16 protein-coding genes and 1 riboswitch are annotated in these 18,078 nt (G+C 70.7%); of the genes, 3 read left to right on the top strand and 13 right to left on the bottom strand.

Going from position 1 to position 18,078, the window contains the following annotated elements; all coding sequences use genetic code 11:
* Positions 1–8: 8 nt before the first annotated feature.
* The 4 genes from ACZ3H8_RS23240 to ribD are packed head-to-tail and all read right to left on the bottom strand — an operon-like array spanning position 9 to position 3,639.
* Positions 9–1,298: a bifunctional 3,4-dihydroxy-2-butanone-4-phosphate synthase/GTP cyclohydrolase II gene (locus ACZ3H8_RS23240; RefSeq protein WP_467404712.1), complete on the bottom strand. Its 1,290-nt coding sequence runs from the start codon at positions 1,296–1,298 to the stop codon at positions 9–11.
* The gene (locus ACZ3H8_RS23235) at positions 1,295–1,948 is read right to left on the bottom strand and encodes a nicotinamide mononucleotide transporter family protein (protein ID WP_467404709.1); all 654 of its coding nucleotides are present in this window, start codon (positions 1,946–1,948) and stop codon (positions 1,295–1,297) included. The genes ACZ3H8_RS23240 and ACZ3H8_RS23235 overlap by 4 nt, the downstream gene beginning before the upstream one ends.
* Positions 1,945–2,553 carry a riboflavin synthase gene (locus ACZ3H8_RS23230; protein ID WP_467404707.1) on the bottom strand — a complete coding sequence of 203 codons (609 nt, stop codon included), beginning with the start codon at positions 2,551–2,553 and terminating at the stop codon, positions 1,945–1,947. Before ACZ3H8_RS23230 ends, ACZ3H8_RS23235 begins: the two co-directional genes overlap by 4 nt.
* Complete coding sequence (gene ribD / locus ACZ3H8_RS23225; RefSeq protein WP_467404704.1) at positions 2,554–3,639, bottom strand: bifunctional diaminohydroxyphosphoribosylaminopyrimidine deaminase/5-amino-6-(5-phosphoribosylamino)uracil reductase RibD; 1,086 nt, start codon at positions 3,637–3,639, stop codon at positions 2,554–2,556.
* A gap of 154 nt (positions 3,640–3,793) precedes the next feature.
* A riboswitch (FMN riboswitch) is annotated at positions 3,794–3,924 on the bottom strand.
* A 254-nt stretch (positions 3,925–4,178) separates the two neighbouring features.
* Between ribD and ACZ3H8_RS23220 the strand changes: the two genes are divergently transcribed.
* Positions 4,179–4,925: an SDR family oxidoreductase gene (locus ACZ3H8_RS23220; protein WP_467404703.1), complete on the top strand. Its 747-nt coding sequence runs from the start codon at positions 4,179–4,181 to the stop codon at positions 4,923–4,925.
* Positions 4,926–4,968: 43 nt separating this feature from the next.
* Here the strand turns inward: ACZ3H8_RS23220 and ACZ3H8_RS23215 are convergent, their stop codons facing one another.
* A complete protein-coding gene (locus ACZ3H8_RS23215; protein WP_467404700.1) occupies positions 4,969–6,132 on the bottom strand; it encodes an ROK family transcriptional regulator in 1,164 nt (387 codons plus the stop codon).
* 89 nt (positions 6,133–6,221) lie between these two features.
* Between ACZ3H8_RS23215 and ACZ3H8_RS23210 the strand changes: the two genes are divergently transcribed.
* Positions 6,222–7,436 carry an MFS transporter gene (locus ACZ3H8_RS23210; protein ID WP_467404699.1) on the top strand — a complete coding sequence of 405 codons (1,215 nt, stop codon included), beginning with the start codon at positions 6,222–6,224 and terminating at the stop codon, positions 7,434–7,436.
* A 218-nt stretch (positions 7,437–7,654) separates the two neighbouring features.
* Here ACZ3H8_RS23210 and ACZ3H8_RS23205 read toward each other — a convergent pair whose 3' ends face one another.
* Positions 7,655–8,938: an alginate lyase family protein gene (locus ACZ3H8_RS23205; protein WP_467404697.1), complete on the bottom strand. Its 1,284-nt coding sequence runs from the start codon at positions 8,936–8,938 to the stop codon at positions 7,655–7,657.
* Between the two features lie 236 nt (positions 8,939–9,174).
* On the opposite strand from ACZ3H8_RS23205, the gene ACZ3H8_RS23200 reads away from it, so the two are divergent.
* A complete protein-coding gene (locus ACZ3H8_RS23200) occupies positions 9,175–9,852 on the top strand; it encodes a DUF5995 family protein (protein ID WP_467404695.1) in 678 nt (225 codons plus the stop codon).
* Positions 9,853–9,926: 74 nt separating this feature from the next.
* Here ACZ3H8_RS23200 and ACZ3H8_RS23195 read toward each other — a convergent pair whose 3' ends face one another.
* From ACZ3H8_RS23195 to ACZ3H8_RS23165, 7 genes are all read right to left on the bottom strand, one after another.
* The gene (locus ACZ3H8_RS23195) at positions 9,927–11,633 is read right to left on the bottom strand and encodes a flavin monoamine oxidase family protein (protein WP_467404693.1); all 1,707 of its coding nucleotides are present in this window, start codon (positions 11,631–11,633) and stop codon (positions 9,927–9,929) included.
* 55 nt (positions 11,634–11,688) lie between these two features.
* Entirely contained in the window at positions 11,689–12,552 is an 864-nt protein-coding gene (locus tag ACZ3H8_RS23190; RefSeq protein ID WP_467404691.1) for a carbon-nitrogen hydrolase family protein, read from the bottom strand.
* Between the two features lie 168 nt (positions 12,553–12,720).
* Positions 12,721–13,176, bottom strand: coding sequence for an Lrp/AsnC family transcriptional regulator (locus tag ACZ3H8_RS23185; protein WP_398991545.1), 456 nt, complete (start codon positions 13,174–13,176; stop codon positions 12,721–12,723).
* Between the two features lie 10 nt (positions 13,177–13,186).
* Positions 13,187–14,653: an amino acid permease gene (locus ACZ3H8_RS23180; protein ID WP_467404689.1), complete on the bottom strand. Its 1,467-nt coding sequence runs from the start codon at positions 14,651–14,653 to the stop codon at positions 13,187–13,189.
* Positions 14,654–14,901: 248 nt separating this feature from the next.
* Positions 14,902–15,270 (bottom strand): DUF742 domain-containing protein, encoded by a 369-nt coding sequence (locus ACZ3H8_RS23175; RefSeq protein WP_467404686.1) that lies wholly within the window; start codon positions 15,268–15,270, stop codon positions 14,902–14,904.
* A gap of 3 nt (positions 15,271–15,273) precedes the next feature.
* On the bottom strand, positions 15,274–15,726 hold the full coding sequence (locus ACZ3H8_RS23170; protein WP_467404684.1) for a roadblock/LC7 domain-containing protein: 453 nt from the start codon (positions 15,724–15,726) through the stop codon (positions 15,274–15,276).
* Positions 15,719–18,058: a sensor histidine kinase gene (locus ACZ3H8_RS23165; protein ID WP_467404683.1), complete on the bottom strand. Its 2,340-nt coding sequence runs from the start codon at positions 18,056–18,058 to the stop codon at positions 15,719–15,721. Before ACZ3H8_RS23165 ends, ACZ3H8_RS23170 begins: the two co-directional genes overlap by 8 nt.
* Positions 18,059–18,078 lie beyond the last annotated feature (20 nt).

Raw genomic sequence — 18,078 nt, 5'->3', positions numbered from 1 at the left:
TTTCTGACTTACTGGTTGCCGCAGGCCGACACGCCGGTGGCGTCGAGCCAGGGCAGGTCGTGTCCCATCCGGTCCCGCTTGGTGCGCAGATACCGGAGATTGTGCTCGCCCGCCTGGACGGGCATCGGCTCGCGGCCGTGGACCGTGAGGCCGTGCCGGACGAGCGCGGTGATCTTCTCGGGGTTGTTGGTCATCAGCCGCAGGCTGCGTACGCCGAGGTCCACGAGGATCTGCGCGCCCGCCGCGTAGTCGCGGGCGTCGGCGGGCAGGCCGAGTTCCAGGTTGGCGTCGAGGGTGTCGCGGCCGCGCTCCTGCAGTTCGTACGCGCGCAGCTTGGACAGCAGGCCGATGCCGCGGCCCTCGTGGCCGCGCAGATAGACCACCACGCCACGGCCGGCCTCGGTGATGTGCTCCATGGAGGCCTGCAACTGGGGGCCGCAGTCGCAGCGCAGCGAGTGGAAGATGTCGCCGGTCAGGCACTCGGAGTGGACGCGTACGAGGACGTCCTCGCCGTCGCCGATCTCGCCGTGGACGAGCGCGACATGCTCGATGCCGTCGACGGTGGAGCGGTAGCCGTAGGCGGTGAACTGCCCGAAGGCGGTGGGCAGATTGACCTCGGCCTCGCGCTTGACGGTCGGCTCGGAGGTGCGGCGGTAGGCGATCAGGTCCTCTATGGAGATGATCGTCAGGCCGTGCTTGCGGGCGAACGGGATCAGCTCGGGCAGCCGCAGCATCACCCCGTCCTCGCCCGCGATCTCGACGATGGCGCCGGCCGGGCGCAGGCCCGCGAGCCGGGCGAGGTCCACCGCGGCCTCGGTGTGGCCGTTGCGCACCAGCACCCCGCCGGGCTTGGCGCGGAGCGGGAAGACATGACCGGGGCGTACGAAGTCGGAGGCCACCGCTTCGCCGCCGGCCAGCAGCTGGAGGGTGGTGGCACGGTCGGCCGCGGAGATGCCGGTGGTGACGCCGAACGCGGGCCCCGCGTCGACGGAGACGGTGAAGGCCGTGCGCATCGACTCGGTGTTGCGCTCGACCATCTGCGGCAGGTCGAGCCGCTCCAGCTCCTCGCCCTCCATCGGAGCGCAGATCAGGCCGCGGCACTCGCTCATCATGAAGGCGATGATCTCGGGCGTGGCCTTCTCGGCGGCGATGACGAGGTCGCCCTCGTTCTCGCGGTCCTCGTCGTCGACGACCACGACGGGCCGTCCCGCGGCGATGTCGCGGATGGCCTGCTCGACCGGGTCGAGGGAGAAGTCCTCGACGTTGTCGGTGGAGTACCAGGTGGGCAGTGCAGTCATGCCGCTGCTCCTTCCAGGGAGGGCTTGGCGCTCGTTCGCGAGCGCAGCCACCAGTCGCGCATGCCCCACAGGACGAGCGCGCCGTAGATGACGTAGACAAAACCGGAGAAGGCGAAGTCGTTGGCGAAGTTGAGCGGCACGCCGACGAGGTCGACGAGCAGCCACGCGAACCAGAACTCGACCATGCCCCGAGCCTGTGCGTACATGGCGACCAGAGTGCCGACGAAGATGTACGCGTCGGGCCACGGGTCCCAGGACAGCGACGGGTACAGGGTGAACAGCCCGCCGACGGCCAGGGTGCCGACGGCCGCACCGGCGGCGAGGACGCCGCGCTCGCGCCAGGTGGCGAAGCGGACGGCGATCGAGCCGTCCTGGGCCTGCTGCCGGCCGCGGGTCCACTGCCACCAGCCCCACGACGCGACGGCCATGACCACCACCTGCTTGCCGGCGCTGCCGGTCAGATGCGCGGAGGCGAACGCGACGAGGAGGATGACGCCGGAGGCGAACTGGGCGGGCCAGGTCCATATCGAGCGCCGCCAGCCGAGCGCGAGGGCGATCAGGCCGACGATGTTGCCGATCATGTCGGACCACTTGATGTGCTGGTCGAACGCTGTGAAGGCCTCACTGTTCAGCCAGGCGACGGCGCTCACTTCGCGCTCTCCCTGGCGTCCGCGCCGAGGAGCCGCTCGACGTACTTGGCGATGACGTCGACCTCGAGGTTGACCGGGTCGCCGGGCTGCTTGATGCCGAGCGTGGTCAGGGTGAGGGTGGTGGGGATGAGGCTGATGGTGAAGTAGTCGGGGCCGGCGTCGACCACGGTGAGGCTGACGCCGTCGACGGTGATCGAGCCCTTCTCGACGACGTATCGGGTGAGGTCGGCGGGGAGGGAGATCTTCACGATCTCCCAGTTCTCCGACGGCTTGCGCTCGAGGACGGTACCGACGTTGTCGACATGTCCCTGCACGATGTGCCCGCCGAGCCGGTCCCCGACGGCCATCGGCCGCTCCAGGTTGACGCGGGAGCCTTCCTCGAGCGCCCCGAGGCTGGAGCGGTTCAGCGTCTCGGCCATCACATCGGCGGTGAACTCGCCGTCCCCGAAGTCGACGACGGTGAGGCAGACGCCGTTGACGGCAATGGAGTCGCCGTGCTTCGCACCTTCGGTGACGAGGGGGCCGCGCAGTCGGAAGCGGGAGGCGTCGCCGAGGTTTTCGACGGCGGTGACCTCACCCAGCTCTTCGACGATTCCGGTGAACACTCAGCGCTCCTTCGGGGCTGTGGCGGGGACGGCGGTGATACGCAGATCGGGGCCGATGCGCACGGTCTCGGTCATGTCGAGCCGCAACGCTTCGCTGATCGTGGAGATTCCGGCGTCGGCGAGGGCGGCGGGGCCCGCGCCGAGGAGTACGGGGGCGAGATAGCCGACGACCTTGTCGACGGCGCCCGCGGCGACGAAGGCTCCGGCGAGAGTCGGGCCGCCTTCGAGGAGTACGGAGCGGATGCCGCGCCGGTGCAGGGCGTCCAGCAGGGCCGGCACGGACAGGCCGCGGCCGGCCCTCGGCAGCCGTACGACATCGGGCAGTTGGGTCTCGGCGTCCTCGGCGACCGCGATGACAGTGGGCGCGGCGTCGTCGAGGACGCGGGCGCCGGGCTGCACGGCGGTGCCTTCGGTGTCCACAACGACCCGCAGCGGCTGTACGGCGTCGTCGATGCCGCGTACCGCGAGGTGCGGGTCGTCGGCACGCATCGTGCCCGAGCCGACGATCACCGCGTCGGCCTCGGCGCGCAGCCGGTGAACGTCGGCGCGGGACTCGGGCGAGGTGATCCAGCGGCTGGTGCGGTCCCGCGCGGCGATGCGGCCGTCGAGGGTGGCGGCGTACTTCCACAGGACGTAGGGGCGGCCGAGGCGTACGGAGGTGAGCCAGGCGATGTTGCCCGCTTCGGCCTGGTCGGCGAGCAGGCCCTGCTCGACCTGGACCCCGGCCGCGCGCAGGGTGTCGGCACCGCCGGTGGCCTGCGGGTTCGGGTCGCCGACCGCGTACACGAGCCGGCTGATTCCGGCCTCGATCAGCGCCTGGGCGCAGGGGCCGGTGAGGCCCGTGTGGTTGCAGGGTTCGAGGGTGACGTACGCGGTGCCGCCGCGGGCCCGGTCACCGGCGTCGCGCAGGGCATGGATCTCGGCGTGGGGACCGCCGGCGCGCTGGTGGAAGCCGGCGCCGGCGAGCTGTCCGGAGGCATCGAGGATGACGCACCCGACGACCGGGTTGGGGCTGGTGGAGCCGAGTCCGCGGGCGGCGAGCCGGATGGCTCGGCGCATGGCGTCTTCGTCGGCTGCGGTGGCCACCGGGTCCTCCTGCCTTTTCGGGCACGGACTCCGGGGCCTGTCGATGACGACAGAGAGCGGGACAACGATTCACGAGGACGCCGGGACCGAGCACACCGATCGCCGACGGACGGCGATCAGCCACTACGGCCGGCGTGCCGGAAAAGGCCGCCCGCCGCGCACTGCCTCCCATCCGGACTTTCACCGTCGGTCCAGGAATTTCACCTGGTCAACCGGCCGCTGGATGCGGACGGGTCGCGGACTGTAACCGCCGGTTCGGAATTACACCGACCCCGGAGTGCGCTGCTGCTGATACAGGGCAAGTGTGCCACGCCCGCTCGTGGGCCATGCGAGTGAACGGCTGTGGGCTGGCTCACAAGCCTGGTCACAACCTGGCTCACAAGCGCCTGGGCAGGCTTTCTCGATCAGACCTATTGACGCTCTGGTCTAGTCCTTTTAGTGTCTGCGACACCTCCGCGGAGCGTGGGGTGTGGACCGCCCGGCGGCGGAGACCGGCCCTTGCCGCCGTCGGGCTTCGCACGCTCTGGCACGCTGGTCCCATGACCTCGATCCTGGTGACGGGCGGTACGGGAACACTGGGCACTCTGGTGAGCGACCGGCTGCGCGAGCGTGGACACGAGGTGCGGGTGCTCAGCCGCCATGCGAAGCCGTACGCCGTCGATCTGCGGGACGGCTCGGGGCTGGACGCGGCGGTCGAGGGCGTGGATGCGATCGTCCACTGTGCGTCCAGTCCGCGCGGCGGTGACGACCGGGCGGCCGCACATCTGCTCGCCGCCGCGCGCAGGGCCTCGGTGCCCCATCTGGTGTACATCTCGATCGTCGGCGTGGACCGGCTGCCGCTCGGCTACTACAGAGTGAAGCGCAAGGTCGAGCGCATGATCGAGGAGGCCGGGGAGTCGGGTCAGGGCTGGACGGTGCTGCGGACGACCCAGTTCCACGATCTGGTGCTGCGCCTGCTGGCGGCCGCGGCACGGCTGCCGGTGCTGTCGCTGCCCTCGGGGGTGAGCCTGCAGCCGATCGACGCGGGTGAAGTCGCCGACCGGCTGGCCGAGTTGGCCGTCGGCGCGCCCGCGGGACGCGTTGACGACATGGGCGGCCCTCAGATCCGCCCGCTGGCGGACCTGGCGCGCGCTTATCTGCATGCCACCGGGCGGCGTCGCCCGATCGTGCCGGTGCGGCTGGCCGGGAAAGCGTACGCGGGCTACCGCAGCGGTGCGCAACTGACGCCAGAACGGGCCGTTGGGAAGGTCACCTTTGAGGACTTCCTGGCGCAGCGGCTGGGCTGACCGGGGAGGCATTGAGCCTTCCGCGTCCGGCGTTCGGCGCCCATCAGCGGGCGAAGAGGTCGTCCTGCGCCGCCTCGCGCGCGGCGATCAGGGCGCCGCTCAGGACCGCGGCGCCGCCCAGCTTTCCGGCGCGTACCTCCGTACGCAGCGGGGACAGTGCGGCCAGCCGGGACTCGACCCTGGCGGCCAATTCCGCGCCGCCCGCGTGGCCGACCTCGCCGCCGAGTACCACACAGCCCGGGTCGAGTACGGCGGCGACCGCGGCCACTCCGAGGGAGAGCCGGTGGGCGAGGTCGTCGAGGAAGCCGCCGTGCCCGGATGCCACGGCCTCGCGTACGAGCGCCGCGGCAGCGGGGTCCTCGGGCCCTTCAGCCTCGATGCCGTGCCGGGCGGCGAGCGCGCAGATCGCGGCGGACCCGGCGAGCGAGTGGAAGCCGCCCTCACAGTCGACCGCGGACGGTACGCCCTTTGTGCCGGGCACCGGCAGGAACCCGATCTCTCCCGCGCCACCCGAGGCGCCCCGGCGGAGCCTGCCGTCCAGGAAGAGGGCGGCACCCACGCCGTGACCGAGCCACAGGAAGACGAACGTGTCTCGGTCGGCGGCCGCACCGAGGCGCTTCTCCGCGACGGCCGCCAGATTGGTCTCGTTCTCGACGATGACGCGGGCCGGCAGCCGTTCCTGAAGGGCGGCGACGAGGCTGCGGTGCCAGGCCGGCAGACCGGTGGTGTCGCGCAGTTCGCCGCTGACCGGGTCGATCAGGCCGGGCGCGCCGACGCCGACGCTGTGCAGCCGGGCCGCGCCTGCCTCCCGGGCCGTGCGCTCCAGCAGCGCGGCCGCCTGCTCGACGGCGGGCTCGGTGCCGGTGTCGCCGTCGATGGGAAGCGAGGCCTCGGCGAGGGTGACGCCGAGCAGATCGGCAACGACGACGGTGACGCTCTGGGTACGTACGTCGAGGGCGGCGAGGTGCGCGCGGTCGGCGACGATCCCGTACACCCGGGCATTGGGGCCGCGGCGCTGGGCGCCCGTCTCGCCGACGACCTGGATCAGGCCGGACCCCTGCAGCCGCTCCACCAGGTCGGCGACGGTGGGACGGGAGAGTCCGGTCATGGTCTTCAGCTGTCCTGCCGTCAACGGGCCTTCCTGCTGAAGCAGTTGAAGCGCGATCCGGTCGTTGATGGCCCGGGCGGTGCTCGGGGATGCAGGCATGCCGGAATCCTTCCAGATCGCTTCCGTCACTATTTATCAGGCAGGGTTCCTGATAGTTTACGCACAACGTCGACGGGAGGGGCATCGGCATGGTGAACGAAGTGGTCCTCGGGCAAGGGCAGTTGAAGCGGGCGCGGTACGCCGTCGCCGCGGTCTTCTGTGTGCACGGCGCGGTCACCGGCAGCTTCGCCACCCGTATCCCCTGGATTCAGGACCATGCGGCCGTCAGCGCCGGCCAGCTCGGTCTGGCGCTCGCCTTCCCCGCGCTCGGCGCATCCGTGGCGATGCCGCTGGCCGGGGCGGTCAGCCACCGCTTCGGCGCGCGAAACGCCCTGCGCGGGCTGCTCACCCTGTGGACCCTCTCGCTGATCCTGCCGTCCTTCGCCCCGAATCTCCTCACGCTGTGCGCGGCGCTCTTCATGTTCGGGGCATCGGCGGGGATGTCGGACGTGGCGATGAACGCCCTGGGCGTCGAGATCGAGAACCGCATGAACCGCTCGATCATGTCCGGGCTGCACGGCATGTGGAGCGCCGGCGCGCTGATCGGTTCGGCGGGCGGCACGCTCGCCGCGCATCTTGGCAGCGACGCGCGGCTGCACCACGCGCTCGCGGCCGGGACGCTGACCGCACTCGGGCTGATCGCGTGTCAGGGCGTACTGGATCTGCGCAGGGCGCCCGACGAGGAGCCGCCGCCGAGGTTCGCGCTGCCGCCCAGGTCGGCGCTGGTCATCGGGGCGATCGGGTTCTGCGCGGTGTTCGCGGAGGGCGCGAGTCTGGACTGGTCGGCGGTGTATCTGCGGGACGTGATGGACACGTCGGCCGGTCTCGCGGCGGCATCGACCACGGCTTTCGCGCTGACGATGGCGGTGGCGCGGTTCGCGGGCGACCGGATCGTGGACCGCTTCGGAGCGGTGCGGACGGTGCGGGTGGGCGGTGTGCTGGCGACCGCGGGCGGGCTGCTGGTGGTCGTGGCGCCGCATCCGGCCGTGGCGATGGCCGGCTTCGCCTTCATCGGGCTCGGTGTCGCCGTCGTCGTACCGCTGGCCTTCGCCGCGGCGGGGCGCAGCGGCCCCAACCCCAGCCAGGCGATCGCGGGTGTCGCGACCATCACCTACACCTCGGGACTGATCGCCCCCTCGGCGATCGGCGCGGTCGCCGACGCGACGAGCCTGGTGGTCTCCTTCGGCCTGGTGACGGCGCTTGCGTTCGGCCTGGTTCTGGGGGCGGGGGTGCTGCGGTCGGCGGGGCGGGAGAGCGCGAAGTCCGGTACGCCGAGCTCGGCCGTGCCGGAGCGGCGGGCCTGAGGTGCCGAAACCGGGGCTCCGCCCCGGACCCCCAGCTCCTCAAACGCCGGAGGGGCTTGATTGTCCGCCGGACGGGCTGAAAATTCAGCCCGTCCGGGGAGATTGAGGACATGCGGCCGAAGGTCGCATACGGGGGTCCGGGGGAAGCCCCTGGCGACGGGGTCCAGGGGCGGAGCCCCTGGTTTCGGGAAGGGGCGGGGTGGGGGACAAACCCCGGATCAGCCCGCGATCGAGTCCAGCTGTTCCGCCGCGGGCCGCAGCGCCCACAGGTCCCCGCCCGGCGGCGTCTCCAGCCGCGGCACCGCCGCCTTGGCCTTGCGGTCACCGGCGTCCGCGGCCGCGTGCACGACATCGCTCGCCGCGTACCGGTAGAACTCGAGCTCGGGGTGCGGCCAGCGGGCCGCCCCGGTCGCGGCGGGCAGCAGATAGTCGACCGCCTTGAACAAGCTCTGGCCGTCCGGGCCTTCGTACGACCACAGGTTGACGCCGACATGCCTGCCGATGTCGGCGAGCCGGGTGTAGGCGACCAGGTCAAAAGTCGAGTAGTGCCAGCTGCGGGTCCGGGCGAGCTCCTGGGGTTGGCTGCCGTCGGCCGCTATCTGCGGGTCGATCCGCAGCCCGCGGGCGTCGCGGACGACCTTGCGCGCGAGCTCCTTGTCGCCGGTGGCGAGCGCGAGCGCGGATACCTGCATGTCGTGGAAGGTGCCGTGGTTGTTCTTGGCCGCCGCTTCCTGCTTGCCGAAGGGCGAGTTCACCAGCCATTCCAGGAAGGACACGTTCCAGGCCCGCATACCGGCCCGGTCACTCCTGGACCAGCCGGGCGCCCCCATGTCGAGGATCGCGATGGCGTCCAGGACGCTGGTGTACTGCTGCGAGAAGTCGATGATGCCGATGGCCCGGCCGTCGTACTTGCAGGGGATGAACTGCCCGTGGTTCAGATGGGGGTTCATCCGGGTCGCGGGGTCCACGAACCAGGTGCGCAGGACCTTCGAGGCGTGCTCGGCGTACTGCTTCTTGCCCGTGTAGTACCAGGCCAGGCTCAGCGTGGTGACCGAGCCCACGACCTTGCCGATGTCGGGCCGGTCCGTGCCGGTGTCGACCTCGGGATTACGCTCGCCGTCGCGCTGGACGTACGGGCAACCCCAGGGATTCTCGGGCGTCTTGGGCTGCGAGGGCCACCAGTAGGGCGCCTGGCTCAGATAGTCGTGGGGGTCGCCGCTCGGCGCGGGCTTGGGCTTGTCCACGACCGTCCAGGGCCCCTGCCCCAGCCAGCCGTCCGCGCGGACGACCAGGTCCCTGGCCGCCCTGCGCAGCGCCGGATCGCCGTGGCCGAGCCGCGCCTTGGCCTGCAGGAGCCGCTTTCCGTCCATCACCACGGTCTTGGGCGCCCGGGGCGTGCCGGACGCCGCGGCCTGGGACGACGCGATCGGTACGAGGACGGTGACACAGGCGGCGACGGCGGTGAGTACAACTCCCAGGCGCCGTCGGGGACTTCCGGTCATCAAGCGCTCCCATCAGATATGTGAACGTGATTCATGAACGGGACCGTGTGAGCGTAGGGCCGCCGGGTACGGGTGACAATGCCGCGCGCACGATTCACGGATGGGACTGCGCGGCAGCTGGACTTGGGCACCTCGGCGTACGGCGCCGGGGCCGACACCCATTCGCAGGTCCCCCGTTCTGGGGAAGCCCCGGCCCGGCACCACGTCACCGCGCCCATGGCTGGGACGCTGCCTCCATGGCGCACACGGAACAGGTCCCGCTCGACACCGTGGTGGAGCGGATGCACTCCTTCCGCTCCAGCTGGCCGGCCACGGACGGGGTGGCCGTCTTCAACCGCGTCTATCTCGCCGTGACGGAGGAGATCGACCGGCGCATCGACGGCGGCGAGTTCCCCGACCGGCGCGCCGCCGTAACGCTGGACGTCCTTTTCGCCCGGCGCTATCTGACGGCCGTGGACGCGGCGGCCGCGGGCCACCGCCCGCCGGCCTGCTGGCGGCCGCTGTTCCAGTACCGGCGCCATCCCGGCGTACGACCGCTGCAGTTCGCCCTCGCCGGCATCAATGCGCACATCGGGCACGATCTGGCGCTCGCGGTGGTGGATGCCTGTCATGCCCTCGGCTGCGAACCTGCCGATCTGGAGGGCGAGTTCGACCGCGTGGGCGACATCCTCACCCTGCTGGAGGAGCGCATCCGCGAGGATCTGATGCCGGGCCCCGATCTGCTGGAGATCGCCGATCCGCTCACGCATCTGCTCGGCTCCTGGAGCCTGGACCGGGCCCGCGACGGCGCCTGGTCCGCGGCGCGGCTGCTGTGGGGCGTACGGGAACTCCCGGGCCTGGCCGAGGAGTTCACCGAGCGGCTGGACACCGGAGTCGGACTCGTCGGGCGCTGTTTGCTCACTCCCTGGTCCTGAGGCGCCTGATCGTTTGATGCCGTCCGGGGCCGGCCGGATCGCGGCCGGCCCCGGACGGAAGTTCAGTCCCGGAGTCAGTCCTCCGGCAGCTCGACCGGAGCGATCTCGTCGTAGAGGTCGCCCGGGCCCGGGTTGCTCGGGTCGGTCGTACCGCCGAAGTGGGTCATCACGCCCCACACCGCGTTCAGCGCGGTCTGTACGGCGCCCTCGGCCCAGCCCGCCGTCCAGGAGATGTCGTCGCCCGCCAGGAAGATGCCGCGCTTGTCCTCGGGCAGCCGGTTCTGCATGAAGTGGGTGAACAGCCGCCGCTGGTAGCGGTAGTGGCCAGGCAGGTTCGCCTTGAACGCGCCCATGAAGTACGGCTCGTTCTCCCAGGACACGGTCACCGGGTTGCCGATGATGTGGCTGCGGATGTCGACCTTCGGGTAGATCTCGCCGAGCGACTTGAGCATGACCTCCATCCGCTCGCTCGCGGACAGCGGCAGCCACTTGAGGCTGTCGTCGCACCAGGTGTACGAGAGGCAGATGACGGCCGGCTTGTCAGGCCCGTTGTCCAGCAGATACGTGCCGCGGGTCATCCGGTCGGTGAGCGTCATCGACATGACGTCGCGGCCGGTCGGATTCCCCCCGTCGTCGACGGCCTTGTCCAGCCAGAACGGCCGGTCGACCGGAACGAAGAGCTTGGACGACTCCATGTAGTGGGTCCGCTCCATCGCCGTCCAGTGGTCGATGGGGAAGAGCGAGTCGTCGCAGGCGATCTTGGACAGCAGCATCCAGGACTGCGCGGTGAAGATGGCGGCCTGGTACGTGCGGATGTCGCCGGAGGCGTCGGTCACGGTGATCCGGTTGCCCGCGGTGCGGTGCAGCCGGGTCACGGCCGGGCGCGGGTCGCCCTCGTGGAGGGACTTCAGGGACGTGCCCTGCGCCCAGTGCACGATCTTCTCGGGCTCGCGCTCCCAGAGCCGCACCGGCAGCTGCTGGCTGCCTTCGACGATGCCACGGTGGTGGTCGTCGGCCTCGGAGTAGACGACGCGCAGGATCTCCAGGATGGAGTTGGGGAAGTCGGTGTCCCAACCGCCCGTGCCGAAGCCGACCTGGCCGAAGATCTCGCGGTGCCGGAAGGACTTGAAGGCCTCGGACTCGCAGAGGAAGCCGTAGAAGGTCTGGTTGTCGAGCTTCTCCACCAGCTTCGCCCAGATCTCGCGGATGCGCGGCACATCGCGCTCGCGCATGGCGCGGTTCATGTCGGAGAAGTCGGCGCCCTCCTCCAGACAGGCGTTCCAGGCGTCCATCACATCGCGGTAGACCTGCGGCAGGTCGTCGATGGTCTCGGCGTAGTGCGACTCACCCTTGAGGTCGACGACGGTCGACGGGGTGCCGGGAGCGAGGGGGTTGGGGAAGGGCTGCGTGGTCAGGCCGACCAGGTCGATGTAGTGCTGCAGCGCGGTGGAGGAGGGCGGGAAACGCATCGCGCCCATCTCGGCGGACAGCTCGGGATCGCAGCCGTCGAAGCCGACGGTGCGCAGCCGGCCGCCGATCCGGTCCGCCTCATAGACGACCGGCTTGAGGCCCATCTTCATCAGCTCGTACGCGGCGACCAGGCCCGAGAGCCCGCCGCCGATCACCGCGACCTCGGCGCCGTGCTCGGTCGCCGGTATCTGGCCGAGGCCGGCCGGGTGAGCGAGGAAATCGTCGTACGCGTACGGAAAGTCCGGACCGAACATGGTGATCGGCGGCTGCGCGTCGGTGTGCTGGACAGCGGTGGGCACCGTGGACGTCATGAGGGGCGGACTCCTTGCACGGAAAAGGTAAGCGTTGAGCGGGGCGGGGACGAGGTCAGACCAGGGAGGCGTACAGGCCGGGGCGGCGATCACGCAGATACGGATTGGCCTCGCGCGAGGCGCTCAGGAAGGCTGGGTCCACTTCGCCGACGACCAGTTCCTCACCGCGTCCGGCGCGGGCGCGGGCCGCGCCGTCGGGGCCCGCGAGGCAGCTGAGTCCGACGAACTCGAACTCGCCCTCCGGTCCCGTCCTGTTCACGTACGCGATGTACATCTGGCTCTCGAAGGCCCGCACCGGGACGAGGGACTCTGCGACGAACTGGAAGGGGTGCATCTGGGCGGTGGGCACCACCAGCAGATCGGTGCCGGCGAGCGCGTGCGCCCTGACGTTCTCCGGGAACTCCACGTCGTAGCAGATCAGCATGCCGATCCGGATCCCGCCGAGCTCCGCCTGGACGACGGGTTCCTCGCCCGGGGTGAACCACTTCTGCTCGAAGCAGCCGAAGAGATGGGTCTTGCGGTAGTTCGCGAGGCGCTCGCCGTCGGGCCCGATCAGCTGCGCGGAGTTGAAGATCCTCCCCCTGGGGGCACCTCCCAGCGGTGTCTGGGGGACTTCGGCCGAGGGGACCCCCATCTCGCTTCGCTCGTCCTCGCGCTCCGGGTATCCGTAGACGACGGCGATGCCGTGCCGTCCGGCGATCTCCGAGACGGACCGCGCACCGGCGCCGTCGGCGGGCTCGGCCAGCAGCGGCACGTCGTCGCCGATCGCATACCCGGTCAGGAACATCTCGGGGCAGACCAGCAGCCCGGCGCCGGCGGCAGCGGCGCGGCCCGCGGCCTCGTCCAGCACCTTGAGATTCTCGGCGACCGAGCCCGGTCGGCCGGAACTCTGGAGCAGGGCGGTGCGCAGCGGCGGCATGGCTGACCTCAGGCTGTGTGCAGGGGTGAGGAAGACATCTAAAACGGTACGGTCCGGCCATCCACCCGGACAAGGCGAGAGCGTTGCGCGTGGATGGTCGATCCATTGCGCAATCGGCGGCCGCGGCGGTGATTCATTGCGCGGGCCGGAACTTCCCGGTTCTGCGGCTCAGCCGGGCGCGCCCGAAGAGAACCGCCGCATGAGCGGGGAGAGCACCAGCACCGACTTGGTGCGCTCCACGAACGGCTCGCCCGCGATCCTCTCCAGCACACGCTCGAAGTGGCGCATGTCGGAGGCGAAGACCTGGACGATCGCGTCCGCCTCACCGGTGACGGTGGAGGCGGACACGACCTCCGGGTAGCGCTCCAGGCCGCGGCGGATGTCGTTCGGCGAGGTGTTGTGGCGACAGTAGATCTCGACGAAACCCTCGGTCTCCCAGCCGAGCGCCGCCGGGTCCACCCGTACGGTGAAGCCGGTGATGGCGCCTTCGGCGCGCAGCCGGTCGACCCGCCGCTTGACGGCGGGGGCAGAGAGGCCCACCTCGGCGCCGATGTCCGCGTAGGAGCGGCGGGCGTCCTCGGCGAGGGCGTGGACGATGCGTTCGTCGAGATCGTTCAGTCGCACTGCGGGTGGATCACTTCTCTGCCGTGGCCAGTCGGGAGCGGCGCATGCCGTATCCGAAGTAGAACACGAGGCCTGCGATCATCCAGGCTCCGAAGACCGCCCAGGTGGAGCCCGGAAGGCTGAACATCATGTAGAGGCAGAACAGGAGGCCCAGGATCGGGGTCACCGGGAACAGCGCCACGCGGAAGGTGCGCGACATGTCGGGCCGGGTGTAGCGGAGGATCACGACGGCCACATTGACCAGAGCGAACGCGAAGAGCGTGCCGATGCTGGTGGCATTGGCCAGCTCGCCGAGCGGGATGGTCGCAGCGAGTACACCGCAGAAGAGCGAGACGATCAGCGTGTTGGCGCGCGGGCTCCCGGTGCGGGCGTCGACCTTGGCGAAGACCTTGGGGACCAGCCCGTCGCGGGCCATGGCGAACAGGATGCGGGTCTGTCCGTAGAGGACGGCGAAGACGACGCTGGCGATGGCCACGACCGCACCGGCGGCGAGGACGACGCCCCAGAAGCTGTGGCCGGTGACGTCCTTCATGATCTGCGCCAGGGCGGCCTCGGTGCCCTCGAAGTCCTGCCACGGCATGGCGCCGACGGCGACCAGGGCGACGAGGCAGTACAGCACGGTGACGATGAGCAGCGAGAGCATGATCGCGCGCGGCAGGTCACGCTTGGGGTTCGTTGCCTCCTCGCCGGCCGTGGAGGCGGCGTCGAAGCCGATGTACGAGAAGAACAGGGTGGCCGCGGCGGCGCTGATGCCGGTCACGCCGAGCGGGGCGAGCGGGGTGTAGTTGCCGGCCTTGATGCCCATGAAGCCGATCGCGCAGAAGATCACCAGGGTGACGATCTTGACGACCACCATGATCGTGTTGACCCGGGCGCTCTCCTTGGCGCCGCGTATCAGGAACACCATGGCGAGCAGGATGACGACCAGGGCCGGGAGGTTGATGAAGCCGCCCTCGCCCAGCGGCGCGGACACCGACTCGGGGATGGTGATGCCGAGCGTGCCGTCGAGCAGCTCGTTGAGGTATTCGCCCCAGCCGACGGCCACGGCCGCCACCGAGACTCCGTACTCCAGGATCAGACACCAGCCGCAGATCCAGGCCACGATCTCGCCCATGGTGGCGTACGAGTACGAGTACGAAGAGCCGGAGACCGGGATGGAGCCGGCCAGCTCGGCGTAGGAGAGCGCCGAGAACAGCGCGGTCAGACCGGCGATGACGAACGAGATCGCGACGGCCGGGCCGGCCAGCGGCGTGGCCTCACCGAGCACGACGAAGATGCCGGTGCCGAGCGTGGCACCGATGCTGATCATGGTCAGCTGCCACATGGAGAGCGAACGGCGGAGCGTGCCGCCCTCGCCCTGGCCGCCCTCGGCGACCAGGCGCTCGACGGGCTTGCGCCGCATCAGCCGGGTGCCGAGACCGGGGTTCTCGGCGCGCGATGGATCGGTCGTGGGTGGGGCTTCGCCGTGGTCCAGCACTGCGGGGCTCCTTCGTGGCTGCGGGTCGGCGACGTGTGATCGGCGGCGGTCCGCGGGGCATGACGGATGAGCCCGCGCATGAGGGAAAGGGACCGCCGAGCAGGCGATCACCGCCACTCCTGGTACGGGGCCTGAGCCTACGAGCCCGCAGCTCACGCCCGTAATGCAGCGTTGTTGCGCATCAGCGGACGTTCATTGCGCGATGACGGGCATCACGGGGAAACATTGCGCCCGAGTGAATGACAACGTCACAGCTCCCGCAGGCGCTCCACGATTTCGCGCAGCAGCGCGGGGTCGTTCATGCCCTCGTGGGTGACCGGTTGGGAGACGCGGACGAGTCCGGCTTCGACCAGATCGACGAGCAGGACGCGTACGACGGTCAGCGGCAGGTTCGCGTCGGCGGCGATCTCCGCGACCGGGCGCGGCTCGCGGCGTACCAGGTCGAGCAGCGAGCTGCGGGCATGGTCGAGCCGCGGCTCGGGACCCACCGGGTCGATGGCCGTGACCTGTGACATCAGGTCGATGGTGTGCTCGGAGGCGGGACGGGTCCGGCCCCGGGTGACGGTGTACGGCCGTACCAGGGGACCGGTCTCGTCCTCGTACCAGTGGTCGCTCACGGGTTAGACGTCGGTGGCCTCGGCGGCCGAGCGGGTGGGGACGGCCATGTGCCGGCCCACTCGCCTGACCAGCAGCGCCATTTCATGGGCCAGTTGTCCGACGTCGGTCTCGATGTCGGACAGCACCGCGAGCCTGCTGCCGTCGCCGGCCGGGGTGATGAAGAGGAACGCGTTGTCGAGCATGACCATGGTCTGCCGTACCTTCCCGGCCTCGAAGCGGTCGCCCGCTTCCTTGGCGAGGCTGTGGAAGCCCGCGCAGACCGCGGAGAGATGCTCGATGTCCCTCCTGACCATGCCCTGGGACGCGCTGCTGACCAGGCCGTCGGCCGTCAGCAACACCGCCTGGCGGACGTGGTCGGTCCTGGCCAGCAGATCGTCCAGCAGCCAGCCGAGGCCCGACTGATCGCCGACGCTCTGATCACCGACGCTCTGGTCAGCGGTGTTTTCGTCAGCCATCGTCGTCCGTCCCTTCATCTGTCGTGCGGGGGCGCGGCGCGGCGCTCGGGGACGCAGGGCCGACGGTATCGCCCTTGCGGCCGCGGTCGAGGCCTTGCTGGAAAGCTCCGAAGATCGAGCGCATCTCTTCCGGGGAGACGTCGCGCTCGGGGCCCTCGGCCGTGGTGGGGCGCGCCTCGCGGAGGGGGGCGGCGAGTGAGGCCTGGCGTACGCGAGTAGGCAGGGCGTAGGCCGGAGGCGTGTCCTCGGCGGGAGGCGCGTCCTGGGCCGGAGGCGGGTCTGCCTCGGCGGGGTCCTCCGGGGCGCGGTCGTGCACCCGAGGGACGGACTCCAGCACCCGGCGCGAGGGCAGCGCCCGCACCGGCGCGGGCTTCTCCCCCGCTTCCGTACCGCTCGGCCGGTCGGCCGGCTCGACGGGGGCGAGGATCGTGTGCGGCACAAGCACCACAGCCGTGGTGCCGCCGTACGGCGACCTGGTGAGGGTCACCCCGATGCCGTGCCGCTCGGCGAGCCGGCCGACGACATACAGGCCGAGGCGCTCGTCCTGCGCCGGGTCGAAGTCCCGCGGGTGCGCCAGCGTCCGGTGCGCCAGCACCAGTTCGTCCGCGTCCATGCCCAGCCCGCGGTCGTCGATCTCCAGCACGAAACCGTTGCGGGCATGCCCGGTCCGCATGGTGACCTGGGTGTGCGGCGGGGAGAACACGGCCGCGTTCTCGACCAGTTCGGCGACCAGGTGCACCACGTCGGCCACCGCCTCCGCGCTGATGCCCACCGCGGGCATCGGCGGCACCACGACCCGGGTGTAGTCCTCGATCTCGCCGACCGCCGCGGACACGATGTCGGCCACGGGCACCGGCTTGCGCCAACGGCGGCCGGGCGTGGCACCGGAGAGGATGATGAGCCCTTCCGCGTGACGCCGCATCCGGGTCGTCAGATGGTCGATCCGGAACAGGTCCTCCAGCGTGTCCGGATCGCTCGTACGCCGTTCCAGGGTGTCGACCAGCTTTGACTGACGGTGGACCAGCGCCTGGTTGCGCCGGGCGATGTTGAGCAGGACGGCGAAGACGCCCCGGCGCAGGGTCGCCTGTTTGACGGCGGCCTCGACCGCCGCCAGACGGGCGGTGTTGAGCGCCTGGCCGACCTGGCCGATCTCGTCGAGCCCTCTGGCCTCGTCGCCGAAGTCGAGCGGCGGGGCCGCCGCGGCCGCGTCGACCTCCTCGCCCGCGCCGAGCCGTTCCATCACCTCGGGCAGCTGACGGGTGGCCAGCACATCGGCGGCGTCGCGCAGTTCCTCCAGCCGGCGCGAGATGCGCTGGCCACTGGCCACCGAGAACCAGATCGACAGGCCGACCGCGATCAGCCCGAGCACTCCGACGACCGCGGCCTTGATCATCTCGCGGTAGGCGAAGGCCCGGCCGCGGTCTGCGGTGTTGAGCGCCGCATCGGTGCACAGCAGCATGTACCGCTTGACCGCGCGGTCCGTCGTGGTCCGCCAGGAGTCGGCCGCCATGGCCTCGCCCGCGTCCGCCGCACCCGCCCGCAGCAGCGCGTCCTCCCCGGCGGTCAGCGCCCGGTACTCCTCGCTCCGCTCGAAGCCGGTGAACAGCTGCCGGGAGTCGTCCGGGAGGTCGGGGACGTACGTACGGTGGAAGACCCGCCGGTCCTCGATGGTGGCGGTCAGCGTGTCGTACTGGCTGTCGGTGAGATTCCCGGCGGCGCGCGCCCCGGCGACCAGCGCGTCCTCCCGCGAGACGAACTCCCTTACGCGCACCAGCTCGACGACGACCTGCGCCTCACGGGCCAGCTGACCGGCCTGCAGGGCGGTGAGCGTGGACTGTACGTCGAAGGTCGGCTCGACCATGGCGGTGTACGCGTCGACCGCGCCGTCCCAGGAGATCGTCCGGGCCAGCACCCTCTCGCGCAGTTTCTCGAGCCCGTCGACGGCGCCGTTCATCGCGTCGAGGGACTGCCGCTGCCTGGCGGAGAGATCCTCGCGCCGCTCCTGGTTCGCGATCGCGTCCCGCATGGCGCGCACGGCCCGGTCGGTCGAACGCTGCTGCTGGGTGAGCGCGGCGACGGCGGCCGGGGTGTACTGCCGTCCCGCTCCCAGATACTCGGCGGAGATCCGGCGCTCGATCTGGATCTGGCCGACGGCGGTGTCGACCGGCGTGCCGAAACTCTCGTACACACCCTGCACGCGGATCAGGGCCCGTAGGTCTCCGGTCACCGACACCATGGCGAAAGTCCACAGCACCATCAGAGCGATGACGGGTATGACCGTCAGGGTCACGATCCGGCCACGGATCGTGGGGCGGCGCAGTCGCCGACGCATGGTCTCCCCAGAGCAATAGG

This window comes from Streptomyces sp. NPDC002868 (assembly GCF_055563295.1).
Note: the sequence above shows the minus strand (reverse complement) of the source record. Positions and strands in the feature narration are given on the sequence as shown.